The organism is Kribbella sp. CA-247076 (genome assembly GCF_050942445.1).
In the GTDB taxonomy this organism is placed as follows: domain Bacteria; phylum Actinomycetota; class Actinomycetes; order Propionibacteriales; family Kribbellaceae; genus Kribbella.
The window spans coordinates 610,995-625,415 of the sequence record NZ_CP192051.1; the positions used below are offsets into that span (position 1 = coordinate 610,995).

11 protein-coding genes are annotated in these 14,421 nt (G+C 69.6%); 10 read left to right on the forward strand and 1 reads right to left on the reverse strand.

All coding sequences use genetic code 11. From position 1 onward, the window contains the following. The first annotated feature begins 19 nt into the window (after window positions 1-19). From ACQPYZ_RS03005 to ACQPYZ_RS03050, 10 genes are all read left to right on the forward strand, one after another. The gene (locus ACQPYZ_RS03005) at window positions 20-379 is read left to right on the forward strand and encodes an STAS domain-containing protein (RefSeq protein ID WP_433164956.1); all 360 of its coding nucleotides are present in this window, start codon (window positions 20-22) and stop codon (window positions 377-379) included. Between the two features lie 213 nt (window positions 380-592). Beyond that, window positions 593-2,896: a sodium-translocating pyrophosphatase gene (locus tag ACQPYZ_RS03010; RefSeq protein ID WP_433164958.1), complete on the forward strand. Its 2,304-nt coding sequence runs from the start codon at window positions 593-595 to the stop codon at window positions 2,894-2,896. 159 nt (window positions 2,897-3,055) lie between these two features. Further along, entirely contained in the window at window positions 3,056-4,297 is a 1,242-nt protein-coding gene (locus ACQPYZ_RS03015) for a DUF4142 domain-containing protein (protein WP_433164960.1), read from the forward strand. A gap of 293 nt (window positions 4,298-4,590) precedes the next feature. Next, window positions 4,591-5,589, forward strand: a complete 999-nt coding sequence (locus ACQPYZ_RS03020; protein ID WP_433164961.1) for an ABC transporter ATP-binding protein — start codon at window positions 4,591-4,593, stop codon at window positions 5,587-5,589. Window position 5,590: 1 nt separating this feature from the next. Beyond that, window positions 5,591-6,355 (forward strand): ABC transporter permease, encoded by a 765-nt coding sequence (locus tag ACQPYZ_RS03025; protein WP_433164963.1) that lies wholly within the window; start codon window positions 5,591-5,593, stop codon window positions 6,353-6,355. A gap of 237 nt (window positions 6,356-6,592) precedes the next feature. Continuing rightward, entirely contained in the window at window positions 6,593-7,384 is a 792-nt protein-coding gene (locus ACQPYZ_RS03030) for a DUF2785 domain-containing protein (protein ID WP_433164965.1), read from the forward strand. A 303-nt stretch (window positions 7,385-7,687) separates the two neighbouring features. After that, on the forward strand, window positions 7,688-8,992 hold the full coding sequence (locus ACQPYZ_RS03035; protein WP_433164967.1) for a cytochrome P450: 1,305 nt from the start codon (window positions 7,688-7,690) through the stop codon (window positions 8,990-8,992). 240 nt (window positions 8,993-9,232) lie between these two features. Further along, window positions 9,233-9,523 (forward strand): DUF6247 family protein, encoded by a 291-nt coding sequence (locus tag ACQPYZ_RS03040; protein ID WP_433164969.1) that lies wholly within the window; start codon window positions 9,233-9,235, stop codon window positions 9,521-9,523. Window positions 9,524-9,855: 332 nt separating this feature from the next. Beyond that, entirely contained in the window at window positions 9,856-11,400 is a 1,545-nt protein-coding gene (locus ACQPYZ_RS03045) for a diguanylate cyclase domain-containing protein (RefSeq protein WP_433164971.1), read from the forward strand. 19 nt (window positions 11,401-11,419) lie between these two features. After that, window positions 11,420-12,982, forward strand: coding sequence for a diguanylate cyclase (locus tag ACQPYZ_RS03050; RefSeq protein WP_433164973.1), 1,563 nt, complete (start codon window positions 11,420-11,422; stop codon window positions 12,980-12,982). Here ACQPYZ_RS03050 and ACQPYZ_RS03055 read toward each other — a convergent pair. Then, the gene (locus ACQPYZ_RS03055) at window positions 12,976-14,418 is read right to left on the reverse strand and encodes a DUF7059 domain-containing protein (RefSeq protein WP_433164975.1); all 1,443 of its coding nucleotides are present in this window, start codon (window positions 14,416-14,418) and stop codon (window positions 12,976-12,978) included. The genes ACQPYZ_RS03050 and ACQPYZ_RS03055 overlap by 7 nt on opposite strands. Between the last annotated feature and the right edge of the window lie 3 nt (window positions 14,419-14,421).

Sequence of the window (14,421 nt, forward strand, 5' to 3'; positions counted from 1 at the left end):
ACGGTCCGTACATGGTTGAATGCAGCAGTTCACGGGATCGGAGGCCGAAGTGGATCTGTCGCTCAACGCGCGCGCCGAGGGCGGGCGGACCGTCATCGAGGTGGCGGGGGAGATCGACGTCTACACCGCACCGAAGCTCCGCGAGAAGATCGCCGCGCTCGTCGACGACGGTGTCCATCACCTGGTGATCGACCTGGAACGCGTGGAGTTCCTGGACTCCACCGGCCTCGGCGTCCTCGTCGGCGGACTGAAACGGGTGCGCACCCACGACGGATCCCTGTCCCTGGTCTGCACCCAGGAACGGCTGCTCAAGATCTTCCGGATCACCGGCCTGACGAAGGTCTTCGACATCCATCCGGACGTCGCCTCGGCGATCTGAGCGAACCGAAAAGGTATCCCCGGTACTACGAAGAGTGAGCCTCTTGCCTGACACCGAAGGTATGGCGTAGACCACCCACTCGTCAGGTCTGGTCGGATACCCGTTAGAGTGACCCACCGCGCCAGCCATGGCGCTGTGTCGTATTTCCCCAACCCTTCGGTTGCGGCAAACGGGGGCCGTCAGACCCGGATGGGTTGCCTACAAGGAGGACGGATGTCCGCGCTGCTTGCACAAGCGGTGGATCTTTCGTCGAGCAACACCACACTGGTGATCGTCGTCGGAGTGATCGCGGTCCTCGCGGTCGCCATTGCGATGGTCTTCCGGGGCCAGGTGCTTGCCGCGAACGATGGCACCGAGAACATGAAGACGATCGCCGCGGCGGTCCAGGAAGGCGCCTCGGCGTACCTGAACCGGCAGTTCCGCACCCTGTCGATCTTCGCCGTGGTCGCGTTCCTGTTGCTGTTCCTGCTGCCCGCGCACAGTGACGGCGACAACGAGACCACGCTGAAGATCTTCCGGTCCGTCTTCTTCCTGGTCGGTGCGGGCTTCTCCGCCCTGATCGGCTACCTCGGCATGTGGCTCGCGACGCGCGCCAACGTGCGGGTGGCCGCGGCGGCCCGGGCCGAGGGCCGCGACCCCGCCATGCGGGTCGCGTTCCGGACCGGTGGAACCGTCGGTATGGCCACCGTGGGTCTGGGCCTGCTCGGCGCCGCGGTCGTCGTCCTGCTGTTCAAGGGTGACGCCCCGACCGTGCTCGAGGGCTTCGGTTTCGGTGCCGCCATGCTCGCCATGTTCATGCGTGTCGGCGGCGGTATCTTCACCAAGGCCGCCGATGTCGGCGCCGACCTGGTCGGCAAGGTCGAGCAGAACATCCCCGAGGACGACCCGCGCAACGCCGCCACCATCGCGGACAACGTGGGCGACAACGTCGGTGACTGCGCCGGTATGGCGGCCGACCTGTTCGAGTCGTACGCCGTGATGCTGGTGGCCTCGCTGATCCTGGGCAAGGCCGCCTTCGGTGAGCAGGGCCTGATCTTCCCGCTGATCGTGCCGGCCATCGGCGCCGTCACCGCGGTCATCGGCGTCTTCCTGACCCGCCCGCGCACCGGCGAGAACGGTCTGCGCACGATCAACCGGGCGTTCTACCTGTCCGCGATCATCTCCGCCGTACTGTGCACGGTGGCCGCCTTCGTCTACCTGCCGAGCAACTTCGGCGACCTGACCGGCGCGACCGAGGCGATCGCCGCCCACGACGGCGACCCGCGGCTGATCGCGACCGTCTCGGTGCTCATCGGCATCGTGCTGGCGGCCATCATCCTGGCGCTCACCGGCTACTTCACTGGCACCGAGGACAAGCCGGTCAAGGACGTCGGCAAGACCTCGCTGACCGGTGCCGCGACTGTCATCCTGTCCGGCATCTCGGTCGGCTTCGAGTCCGCCGTCTACACCGCGCTGGTGATCGCGGGTGCCGTGTACGGCGCCTTCCTGGTCGGCGGCTCCGGCGTCGTCGCGCTGTTCGCGATCGCGCTGGCCGGCTGTGGTCTGCTGACCACCGTCGGCGTCATCGTCGCGATGGACACCTTCGGCCCGGTCTCCGACAACGCCCAGGGCATCGCCGAGATGTCCGGTGACGTGGACGGCGAGGCGGCCCAGATCCTGACCGAGCTGGACGCCGTCGGCAACACCACCAAGGCGATCACCAAGGGGATCGCGATCGCGACCGCCGTGCTCGCGGCGACCGCGCTGTTCGGCTCCTACACGGACTCGATCTACGCGGTCCTCAACGACGCGGGCGACGCGGCGTTCAACGCCGACGCGCTGGTGTTCGACCCGTCCACGCTGGTCGGCCTGATCATCGGTGCGGCCGTGGTGTTCATGTTCTCCGGTCTCGCGATCAACGCTGTCGGCCGGGCCGCCGGTGCGGTCGTCTACGAGGTCCGTCGCCAGTTCCGCGACATCCCCGGGATCATGGAGGGCACCGGCAAGCCGGAGTACGGCAAGGTCGTGGACATCTGCACCCGCGACTCGCTGCGTGAGCTGGCCACCCCGGGTCTGCTCGCCATCACCGCCCCGATCGCGGTCGGCTTCGGCCTGGGCGCCTCGGCGCTGGCCGGCTACCTGGCCGGTGCGATCGCGTCCGGCACCCTGATGGCGGTCTTCCTGGCCAACTCCGGTGGTGCCTGGGACAACGCCAAGAAGCTGGTCGAGGACGGCAACCACGGCGGCAAGGGTTCGCCCGCGCACGAGGCCACCGTCATCGGTGACACCGTCGGCGACCCGTTCAAGGACACCGCCGGTCCGGCCATCAACCCGCTGATCAAGGTGATGAACCTGGTCTCGGTGCTGATCGCCCCGGCCGTGGTCGGCATGTCGGCCATCGGCGAGGACACCAACACCCCGCTGCGGATCGGCATCGCCGTCGCCGCGGTGGTGATCCTGGCCGCGGCCGTGATCGTCTCCAAGCGCCGGGAGTCGGTCATCGCCGACACCCCGGCCGAGGTGAACGCCGCCGCCTGATCCAGGCAAGCAGCGCGACGGCCCGCCGGTCTTCCGGCGGGCCGTTCCGCGTTCTCCGGCGGACTCGCCGTTGGCTGGACCCGGACAGGACGTCCATCTACTGTCGTCGTACGACGCACGACGCCCGAGTGCGGGCGTCCGAGCGTAGGGAGGTCACGAGTGCCCCGGCGGCAGGACAGAGTCTCGGCTCCTCCTTGGCAGGCGACTGCCCGGATATCTGCGTTCCTGCTGCTCGTCCTGGCCGGCGTGCTGGTGGCCGTGCAGCCGGCGAACGCGGACCCGACGCAGACTGACGTCGGGTACCTCAACGCGGCCCATCAGTCCAATCTGACGATCGTCCAGGCTGGTCAGGAGGCCAAGACCAAAGGCCGGACGGCCTGCGTACGACGCGCCGGCGCGGTGATGGAACGCGATCACCGCAAGCTGGCCGCGCAGGAGCTCCAGGCCGCCACCCAGCTCGGCGTCGGCCTGGTCACGATCCCCTCGCTGGCGCAACGTGAGCGCCTCGACGCCCTCACGGCCAAGGTCGGGACGACCGGGTACGACGCCGCCTGGCTGGCCTTCCAGCGGCAGGAGCACGAGGCGCTGCTGAAGCTGATCGAGGAGCAGTTGGCGAAGGGCACCGACCAGACCGTCAGGGCGGTCGCGAACGGCGCCAAGCCGGTCGTCGAGATGCACCTGCGCATGGTGTCGGGCTCGTGCAAGACCGAGACCGGCTCGCCGATCGTGTCCACCGGCGACGGCGGCCAGGTCGCCGCCGCGGAGCGGACCCGTTCGCGGACCGCGCTGGCGTTGCTGGGCATCGGCGTACTCCTTCTGCTGGTCGGCAAGCAGGTCCGGGTACGGCGACGCCTGCTCGGGGCCGCCGCGGTCGTCACCGCGCTGATGATGGTGTTCGGCGGACCGGGTGATTCCGGGCAGGTGCCGGAGGCGGGTGCGGCGGTCACGGACCGCGAGGCTGCGATTCCGCCTGTCCAATTGGCGCTGCCCGGCTACCTGGACGCGCCGGTGACGCCGGTCGCGACCGCCCGGGACGGGCAGCTGCAGGTGCCGAAGTCGACGGCCGACGTCGGCTGGTGGGCGCCCGGCGCGGCGCCGGGCGCGGACGGTGGGACCGTGCTCCTGGCCGGTCACGTGGACTCCGCCGGCGGACGCGGGGTGTTCGCCGCGCTGGCGAAGGTGCCGATCGGCGCAAGGGTCTCGGTGAAATCCGGGGACGGAGACGTGCACTGGTACCAGATCGTGGCCCGCCGCACCTATCGTCAGGACGCCCTGCCCGCCGACCTGTTCCGGGGCGCCGCCAAGCCCCGCCTGGCGCTGGTGACCTGCACCGGGTCGTACGATCGCGCAGCGCACCGCTACAGCCACAATCTCGTGCTGTACGGCGTTCCGTTGGCCTGAGGTCCCCCGATTTTCGCGATAAACCTCGGCGCCTCGCGCCGTGTTATCCAGAAGTACCGCCGGCCGTCGACTTTCGGCTGATGCGGCCGGAGCGCCCGATAGGGGATCGTCGGGGTCGTGGTCAGGGCTTTAACCGATGGCTGCCCGGTCCCGCCGGGCGGCAGAATCAACCCACGGGCGGACACACCGGGTCAGCCCCGGGTCCGATGCTCTGGCCCCGCGGTACCTCGATACTAGATGCGAAACTACCGCCCGACGACTGACTGGCGCGCCACCGAACGAGGAGTACGGCGATGATCGAGGCAAAAGGCCTCACCAAGCGATACGGCGCAACCGTTGCCGTAGACAACCTGTCTTTCGAGGTGAAACCCGGCAAGGTGACCGGCTTCCTCGGTCCGAACGGGGCCGGAAAGTCGACCACCATGCGGATGATCCTCGGCCTGGACACCCCGACGGCCGGCGTGGTCACGATCGACGGCCAGCGCTACCGCGACCTGCACAAGCCGCTGACCAAGGTCGGCGCGCTGCTGGACGCGAAGTGGGTGCACCCGAACCGCTCGGCCCGGGCGCACCTGGCCTGGATGGCCGCGTCCAACAAGCTGCCGAAGTCGAGTGTCGACAAGGCGCTGGACATGGTCGGCCTGAGCTCGGTCGCGAACAAACGCGCCGGTGCCTACTCGCTGGGTATGTCGCAGCGGCTCGGCATCGCCGGCGCCCTGCTCGGCGACCCGGAGGTGCTGCTGTTCGACGAGCCGGTCAACGGCCTCGACCCCGAGGGCATCGTCTGGGTCCGTACGTTCATGCAGAAGCTGGCCGCCGAGGGCCGGACCGTGCTGGTGTCCAGCCACCTGCTGTCCGAGATGGCGCTGACCGCCGAGGAACTGATCGTCATCGGCCGCGGCAAGCTGATCGCGCAGAGCTCCACCCAGGAGTTCGTCGACCGCGCCAGCGGGACGACGGTCAAGGTGCGGACCCCGCAGCTTGACCAGCTGGCCGGCGTCCTGCAGCAACAGCAGCTCGCCACCCGGATCGAGGACACCGACGCGCAGGGCAAGGTGCTGTTCGTCGAGGGTGACCTGACCACCGACCAGATCGGTGAGGCGGCCGCCGCGCACGGGATCGTGCTGCACGAGCTGACCCTGCAGCGCGGCTCGCTGGAGCAGGCGTTCATGCAGATGACCGGCGACTCGGTGCAGTACCACGCGCACGACGAGCTCGCGCAGATGACCGACGTACCAATGGACGTGCCATCGAACACCGAGGTGGTCGCGGGTCCGAAGGAGGACAACTGACATGTCGGTGATCACTGTCGAGCGCATCAAGCTCTTCTCCACCCGCTCGCCGTGGTGGTGCATGGTCATCGCCGCCGTGCTCACCGTCGGGTTCGCCGCGCTCACCACCGGCTTCCTGAACGCGCAGGACGAGCAGCAGGCGACGATCTTCATCACCCAGCCCGGCGCGCAGCTCAGCCAGATGGTGATGATGGTGATGGCCGCGCTGGCGGTCACCACCGAGTACCGGTTCAGCACGATCCGGACCAGCTTCCAGGCCGTTCCGCAGCGCGCCGCGCTGCTGCTCGGCAAGACCGCGGTGGTCGCGTTCCTGGCCGGTGTGATCGGCCTGATCGCGTCGTTCGGCGCCTGGGCCATCGGCAGCCTGTTCGCGGGCAACGCCGACCTGGCGATCAACACGTCGGCCGAATGGCGGCTGCTGGCCGGCCAGGGCCTGATCTTCGCGATCTCCGCGGTGATCGCGGTGGCGATCGGCATCCTGATCCGGCAGAGCGCCGGCGCGATCGCGATCCTGATCCTCTGGCCGCTCCTGGTCGAGAACCTGTTCCTGCTGATCCCGAAGGTCGGCGACGACCTGAACAAGTGGTCGCCGTTCGTGAACGGCAGCTCGTTCCTCAACCAGGGCCAGGACTTCGGCCTGGCCGGTGCGGAGGCGGGCGGCAGCAACTGGGCCTTCGGTCCGTGGGGCGCGCTGCTGTACTTCACCGCGTGGGCGGCGGCGCTGATGGCGATCGCGCTGTTCTCGGCGAGCAAGCGCGACGCCTGACAAGACGCACCCCGGCCTTGGTTGAGGGGCCCTGGCCGGGGACGCGAGGCCCGGCCGGGCTGAGGGGTCCTGGCCGCCACGGCCCGTGGATCATCCGGTACACCGGGTGGACCACGGGCCGTCCTTGTTGGGGCGGTCCGGCGGGGCCTGCGGTCGGCTCGGCGTACAGGACCGGTTGGTTCCGGAATCGGGGTGCGGGGTGGCGGGTCGGGTCGGAGAGCGTTTAACCTGCCGCGCATGACCGACTGGGACCGCGTGCGCGCCGACGACTACGCCGTACCGACCGATCGTCCGCTCACCGAGCTCGTCGCCGAGCTGTCCGGGCTGCTGCGCTCACCCGATCCGGCGGTGCGCGACACCCAGGCGTACGCCGTCCTCGCCACCTGGATCGGCCGTGGCGTCCTGTCCACGGATCAGCTCACCGGCCTCGGCGACGAGATGGTCAGCCGGTTCGGCGACCCGGAGATCCAGGCCCGCACGTTCGCGCCGTTGATCCTCGACTCGATCGTCTCCGCCGGCGTCTTCGAGCCGACCTGGGTGCCGCCGTTCGAGCGTTGGTACGTCGCCGAGGAGGACCTGCGCGGGTACGACGGCAAGCTCGGATGGCTGCACGCCGTCGCCCACGGCGCCGACCTGCTCGGCACGCTCGGCCTGCATCCCGCGGTCGAACCGGTGCAGATGCTCCGCCTCGGCATCGGCCGGCTGCTCACGCCCACGCCGTACGTGCTGCGCGACCTCGAGGACGACCGGCTCGGGTACGCCCTGGCCGTCACCCTGACCCGCGACGACCTCAGCGAGACCGACGCGGTGGAGTGGCTCGATCCCGTCGTCCGCGTGCTGGCGACTCCTCCGGCGGACGGGTTCGCCCCCGAGGTGTCGAACACGATCCGCACGCTGCGGGCGACGTACCTGCTGATCGACCACGGCGTGCGGCTGCCCGGTGGCACGCTGACGCGGGCGCCGTACGGCGATCTGGTCAAGGCGAAGGTGGCCGACGTACTGCGCGTCGTCACGCCGTACTACCTCTGACGGTCTTTCCTTGCAGCAGACCTGCGGTGGATGACGCGTCCGACTTTCGGGTGGGGTTTCCCTGACGTGACCCCGAAGGGCGGCGTGCCGTGATCCAGGGCACGGTACAGGTGGTATCCGGTGGATGCGAACCCATGTCCGTGGGATCGTCTGAGCTGGCAATACCGTGGCCCCCTCCCATGGTGGTGCCAACGCCACTACCGCAGTAGTGCCAACACCATCGGATCTGGTTTTCGGCGGCGTTAGCTTTTTCGGTGACGAAGGCCGTCGGGGGCAGCAGGGCAGAGAGGGCGCGTAGAAGTCATGGTTGCGACATACCTGAAGAAATGGGTCGGCAGCCGGATCTTGAACAGGACCACCCGCAAGGGTGGTCTCGACCTGTCGAAGATGCGGATGTTCCCACGTCAGGTTTCGATGCCGCTCCGCCGCAACGGGGTGGACCCCGTCCCAGAGCTGGGACAGGTGCGCGAAACCGAGCCGGTGCACAAACTGGCTCATCTGTTCGGACTCAACGTGTGGGTGGTGAGCGGCCACTCCGAGGCGAAGGCCGTGCTCACCGACACCGCGAACTTCAGCAACGACATCCGGCCGCTGGTCGGCTCGGACCCGAACAAGCCGTCCGAGGGCATCGGCGGACTCGGGTTCACCGACCCGCCGGACCACACCCGGCTGCGCAAACTGCTCACGCCGGAGTTCACCAAGCGCCGGCTCGCGCGGCTCGAACCGGCGATCGAGAAGATTGTCAACAATCAGCTCGACCTGATGGAGGCCAAGGGCCCGGTCGTCGACATCGTCTCCGACTTCGCCTTCAACGTGCCGTTCCTGCTGATCGCCGACCTGCTCGGCGTCGAGGAGCAGGACCGCGACCGCTTCCGCGCGCTCGGCCCGGCCCGGTTCGACCTGTCCGGCGGCGGCATCGGGGTCTTCGGCTCCGCGAGCGAGTCCCGCGACTTCCTCTTCGAGATCGTCCGCAAGCAGCGGGCCGACCCCGGCGACGGGCTGATCGGCTCGATCATCCGCGAGCAGGGCGACGCGATCGACGACATCGAGCTCGGCGGGCTGGCCGACGGGGTGTTCCTCGGCGGGTACGAGACGTCGGCGAGCATGCTCGCGCTCGGCACGCTGGTGCTGCTGCGCGACCCGTCGAACTTCGAGCGGATCCGGGAAGAGCCCGGCGCGGTCGACGGGATCGTCGAGGAGCTGCTGCGCTACCTGACCGTCGTACAGGTCGCGTTCCCGCGGTTCGCCCGGCACGATCTCGAGCTGTTCGGCCAGCAGGTGAAGAAGGGCGACCTGGTCGCGGTGTCGCTGTCCGGCGCCGACCGGGACAAGCAGGTTTTCGGCCTCGACGCCGAAGACGTCTACCCCAAGCGCAACGCCCCCGCCGCCCACCTCGCCTTCGGCCACGGCATGCACCGCTGCGTCGGCGCCGAGCTGGCCCGGATGGAGCTGCGCGCGGCGTTCACCGCCCTGGCACACCGCTTCCCGGATCTGGCGCTGGCCGTCCCGGAGGAGCAACTCCGCTTCCGCGACTTCTCCATCGTGTACGGCGTCGAGTCCCTCCCCGTCCAACTCCACGCCACCACCACCGAACAAGCCGCCGGCTGACGCGCGAAGGACGCCGCTGCGCGGCGGCTGTCCTGTGGCCGCCTTCGGCGGGGTGCGCGAGGCGTGGTCGTGGTGTTGTGGTGGTTGGCGCCGTCGGACGTGGAGCGGGTGGACAGGCGGGGGACCATCTGGCCGACGCCACTGAAGCACAGGGTGCTGGTGCGCGGTCGGCTGGGCCGGTGCGTTGGGTCGCAGTTGTGTGGACGGCGTTCGGTGCGGTTGGGCGGTAACCTCGCGGCCGTGGCTGCTCAGGTGGTGCAGGGACCGTTGGATGATCCCGGGGAGATTCTTCGGGTGTTGCCGGTGAAGTGGCATGAGCAGTTCTTGGGTGAGTATCGGACAGCGCTGCAGGCTGCCCGGGACGTTCGGCGGATTCCGGAGTTGCGGGTGATGCTTCGTCTCTGGAGGTTGCGGGCGTTTGCCTACTCCAGCCCGGGGTTCGAGGAGGCCATGGAGGCGGCTCGCGAGGGACGGGACGACGAATTCGTTCCGGCCGAGCATGTGATTCCAGGCTGGCCAGACAGGCAGTGACCATCACGTGGAGTTCCACGCGTCCGCATGCCCCAGCTGTGTGGTTGATGCGCGGGCGGTAGCCCGGTGACACGGGCGATAGCCCGTAGCTTGCGATGGGTGGGCGGGAGTCGCCGCGTAGCGGGCGACGGAGGAGGTCGCGTAGCGGCGCGTGGGGCGATACATACCACCTTCCCCCGGGGTATTCGGGTGGCACTAGGTGGTCGGTGGCTGGTTCGGGTCGTGACAGATGTGGGGGTGGGTGGTCACAATGGGCGGTCCGGCCCGAGGTGCGGGTGTGGATCAGGGAAGGCCGCCGGCGGGTTATGGGTAGTGGCGAGATGGGGACGGGCGTGGGGTTGACCGCTCGGATCGCCGCCGCGATGACGTTGGCGCAGTCGGGTGGACATGCGATCGCGGCCGCCGAGATCGAGGCGATCCGGGTGGAGCTCGGGGACGTGCCGAGCTACCAGAAGGCGGCCGCGGAGTACGTTCGCGGCGTCACCGCCCATCACGCGAGCGACGCCGACGAGGCCCTGAAGGCGGTGGACGACTGCATCGCGGTGGCGAAGGCGATCGACGAGCCGGGGTGGGAGGCGAACGCGCTGCCGATCCGGATCATCAACCTGGCCAGGAGCGGCCGGGGCGGGGACACGGTGAAGGATCTGGTGACCGCCGAGCACGCTCTCCAGCGGACCCAGGACGCCGGGCTGACCGCGTGGGCGCATACCGGGCTCGGCTACGCGTACGACGTACTGCGACTTTATGAACTGTGCATTCCGCATTACGAGCTCGCCACCCAGCTGACCGAGGACGTGTTCGAGCTCGCGGAGTCGCCGGCGATCGACCGGCTGAACCTGGCCGAGACGTACCTGCGCTGGGCGCACGAGCTCGAGCGGCTCGGCGATCCGTCGTACGGGCAGGAGATCCAGGAGCGGCTGGCGTCGGCGGCGTACTGGGCGCGCGAGGCGGAGCGGGTCATCGTCGACGACGAGAGTCAGGAGTTCTGGCGGTTGAGTGCCCGGCTGTGGATTGCGGCCGCGGCGACGGCCGAGGATCCGGAGACGGCGGTCGCCGAGCTGACCGAGTGCCGCGACGAGATTTCCAAGCTGGGTGAGACCGAGCGGCTCGCGATCGCGGGTGTCTATCTCGCGAGGGCTCTGCAGGCGCAGGGCAAGTCGGAGGAGGCGAGCGCAGCGGCGGATCGGGCGGTGGACGACCTGATTCCGTTGGCGGATCCGGCTACGCACGTACTCGTATTGCAGACCCGGTCGGAGATCGCCGCGGCCGACGATGGTCCGGGAGCCGTTGCAGGCTTGGAGTATGCGCGGTCGGTGGCCCGTGGTTGGTGGAAGGAGCGGCAGCGGGCACTCAACGCCGTACGCCACGCGCTTGCCACTCACGATCTCTCCGCGCGCCACGATGCCGAGTGGCACGCGGCCCGGCAGGATCCGCTGACCGGCGTCGGCAACCGGCGCGCCCTCGACGAGCGACTGACCGCCGCGCGGGACTCGGGCCGCGCGGTGACCGTGCTGGCCATCGACGTCGACGATCTGAAGGTGGTGAACGACACCTACGGGCACGCCTGCGGGGACGAATTGCTGCAGGTTGTGGCAAATCTCCTGGTAGAACAGGCGCGAGCCACCGATGCCGTGATTCGATCGGGTGGCGACGAGTTCATCGTGGTGCTCGACCAGCCGGACGCGAAGGGCGGTGCGCAACTGGCCTCGCGGATCCGGGCCGGGGCCGCGGCGATCGCGGCAGCGACGCCGAAACCGTGGCTCGGGCGGCTCGGGCTGAGCATCGGGTACGCCGCGACGGCCGAGGGCGTCGCCGTGGAGCAGTTGATCGCCACGGCGGACCGTCGGTTGTACGACGACAAGCGCCGCAGGCGGTGAGGCGACAGGGGGTTGTGAGGTGCGCGACACGTCGGGGGTGACCGCGCGGATCGCGGCGGCGATGACGCGGGCCCAGTCGGGCAATCCGGCCGAGGCCGCGACCGAGCTGCACCGGCTGCTGGCCGAGCTGGGTCCCGAGCCGAGCCCCGAACGGGCCGCCGCCGAGTACGTCCGCGCCGTCGCGGCCCACCACGCCACCGACGCGGTCGAGGCGCTGGACGCGGTCGACGCCTGTATCCGGGTGGCCCGCGCGATCGACGAGCCGGGCTGGGAGGCGAACGCGATCGCGATCCGGATCGTCACCCTGATCCGGACCGGCGAGGGCGGTGACTCGGTCGCGGATCTGGTCGCCGCCGAGAACGCGCTCTCGCGGACCCGCGACCTCGGCCTGGCCGGGTGGGCGCACACCGGCCTCGGCTACGCGTACGACCTGCTCCGGCTGTACGAGCTGTGCATCCCGCACTTCGAGCTCGCCGCCGAGGGCGATCACGATCCGATCGGGCTGCCCGAGGCCCCGGCCATCAACCGCCTCAACCTGGCCGAGTCCAACCTGCGGTGGGCGCACGAGCTGGAGCGGCTGGGCGACCCGTCGTACGACGGAGAGATCCGCGAACGTCGGCGGGATGCGCACCGGTGGGCGGCTGAGGCGGTCGAGGTGATCGTCCGCGACGATCTGCTCGGGTACTGGCCGATCGCCGGGCGGATGTGGCTGGCCGCGAGCAACGACGACAGCGACGCCGCCGAGGCTGTGGTGATCCTCAAGGACTGCCGCGACCAGTTGGCCAAGTTGGGTGACCTGGAGTTGGCAGCGATCGCCGGCGCCTACCTGGCCAAGGCGTACGCCGCCCTCGGCCGGCATGACGACGCCACCGAGGCCGCCGACCGGGCCGGAAGCGACCTGCCGCCGACGTCCGATCCGCCGGTCGAGGCGCTGGTCCGCCACACGGCGGTGCAGATCGTGGCGGAGTCCGGTGACGCCGGCGCGGAGACCGGCATGCAGTACGCGCGGGCCATCACCAGGGGCTGGTGGGCGGAGCGGTTGCGCGGCCTGTACGCCGTACGCTCGGCGCTGGCCAACCACGAGCTCTCGATCCGGCACGACGCGGAGTGGCGGGCCGCCCGCGAGGATCCGCTGACCGGGGTGGGCAACCGCCGGGCTCTGGACGAGCGCATGTCGGTCGCGCACGACGTCAGCCGCTCGGTGGCGGTGATCGCGATCGACGTGGACAACCTCAAGGTGATCAACGACAGCTACGGTCACGCCTGCGGTGACGACGTACTGCGGCGGGTCGGGCAGCTGTTGACCGAGCAGTGCCGGGCGGAGGACGTGGTCGCCCGGGCCGGCGGGGACGAGTTCGTCGTCGTCCTGGACAAGCCGGACGAGCGTGGTTCGCGGGAGCTGGTCGAGCGGATCAAGCTGGCGGCGGACCGGGTCGCGTCGAGCGCCGACAAGCCGTGGTTCTCGATGCTGCGGCTCAGCATCGGTCACGCGAGCAGCACCGACGGTACGCCGGTCAGTGACCTGCTCACCGAGGCGGACCGGCGGATGTACGCCGACAAACGCCGACGTCGGCCTCAGTAGTTCAGAAAGCCTTCGACCACGAGGCGTCTGACCTGCGGGAGGTAGTCCCGGAGCACGTCCTCCAGCGGCCGTTCCAGCAGGTCTGCAAGCGCCGCCAGGATCTGCCCGGCGCTCAGGTCACCATCACAGGCGCCGACGAAGCCGGCCAGCACAGTGTCCGCCTGCTCGGCCCGCCGCATCCCACGCTGCCGCCGCAGCACGATGGTCGCCGGGTCCTCGGCGCCCGGCTGCCCAGTGGTCTCCTGGATCACGTCGTCAGCGACGACCAGGTGCAGGCCGGTCAGGTCGTCCGGCAACCCCTCCGACCGTTCGAATCGACGCAGTACGTGCGGACCGATCGGGCGCTCGATCTCGTACGGCCACTCCTCGGCGTCGAGCGTTCCGACCACGTTGTGCACGGTGATCCAGCCCATGCCGATCGCCTCGACGTCCTGGTCGTCCAGCCAGCGCAGCCAGGCGTCGTACCGAGCTGTGTACTCCGGAGTCCCGTGCAGACCCGCGTCGCGCAGCCACAGCTCGACGTACTCCGACGGGTCGAGCTGCTCGCGCTGCACGACCCACGCGGACCGGTCGCCCGTCCAGCCGGCGATCCGGTCGCGCCAGTCCTCGCCGCGTACGCACGTCCAGTTCGCGAGCAGCTGGCACCAGCCGCCGTCGGTCAAGTGGTACGGCGCTTGCCGGACCAACTGCTCGACTACGGAGTCACCGGCGAACCCGGTCTCCCGGTAGGTCAGCCGGCCGTCTCCGGGGGAGATCACGTACGGCGGGTTGCTCACGATCAGGTCGAACCGCTCACCGCGAACCGGCTCGAACAGGCTGCCCGCGCGGACGTCGAGGTCCACCCGGTTCAGCGCGGCCGTCCACCGGGCCAACTGGAGCGCCCGCGGATTCACGTCGGTGGCGACGACCTGGTTGACCCGGTCCGCGAGGTGCAGCGACTGGATGCCGCAGCCGGTGCCGATGTCGAGCGCCCGCTCGGCCTTGATCGGCACGGTCAGGTGGACGAGGCTCAAGCTGGCGGGAGCGATCCCGAGCACGTAGTCGGACCGCATCGGCTCCCGCCGCCCGTCCAGCCCCGGCGTAAGGTCCGCGACCACCCACCACTCCCGCTCGTCCTCGGCGAACGGCCGGATGTCGAGCACCGCCCGAGCCTCCCCGCCGTCCACCTCAACGATGCCGAGAGCAACCAAGTCGAGACCCGGAAACGCTGCCGACAGGTCGTTTTCGGGTACGGCGTACTGCAGCAGGAACAACCGGATCATCGTGTCCAGCGCGTCCCCGGCCCCGGTCCGCCGGCCCGCAAGAGTGGTCTCGTTGCGAGCCAGCGCACCGTTCGCCTGAACCCCCAACCGCCCAGCCACACCCTCAACCGTGTACCCGGCAGCCGAGAACGCCCGCCGCAGCGCGTCCGCGTCGATCCCCGTCAGATCTCTCATGCA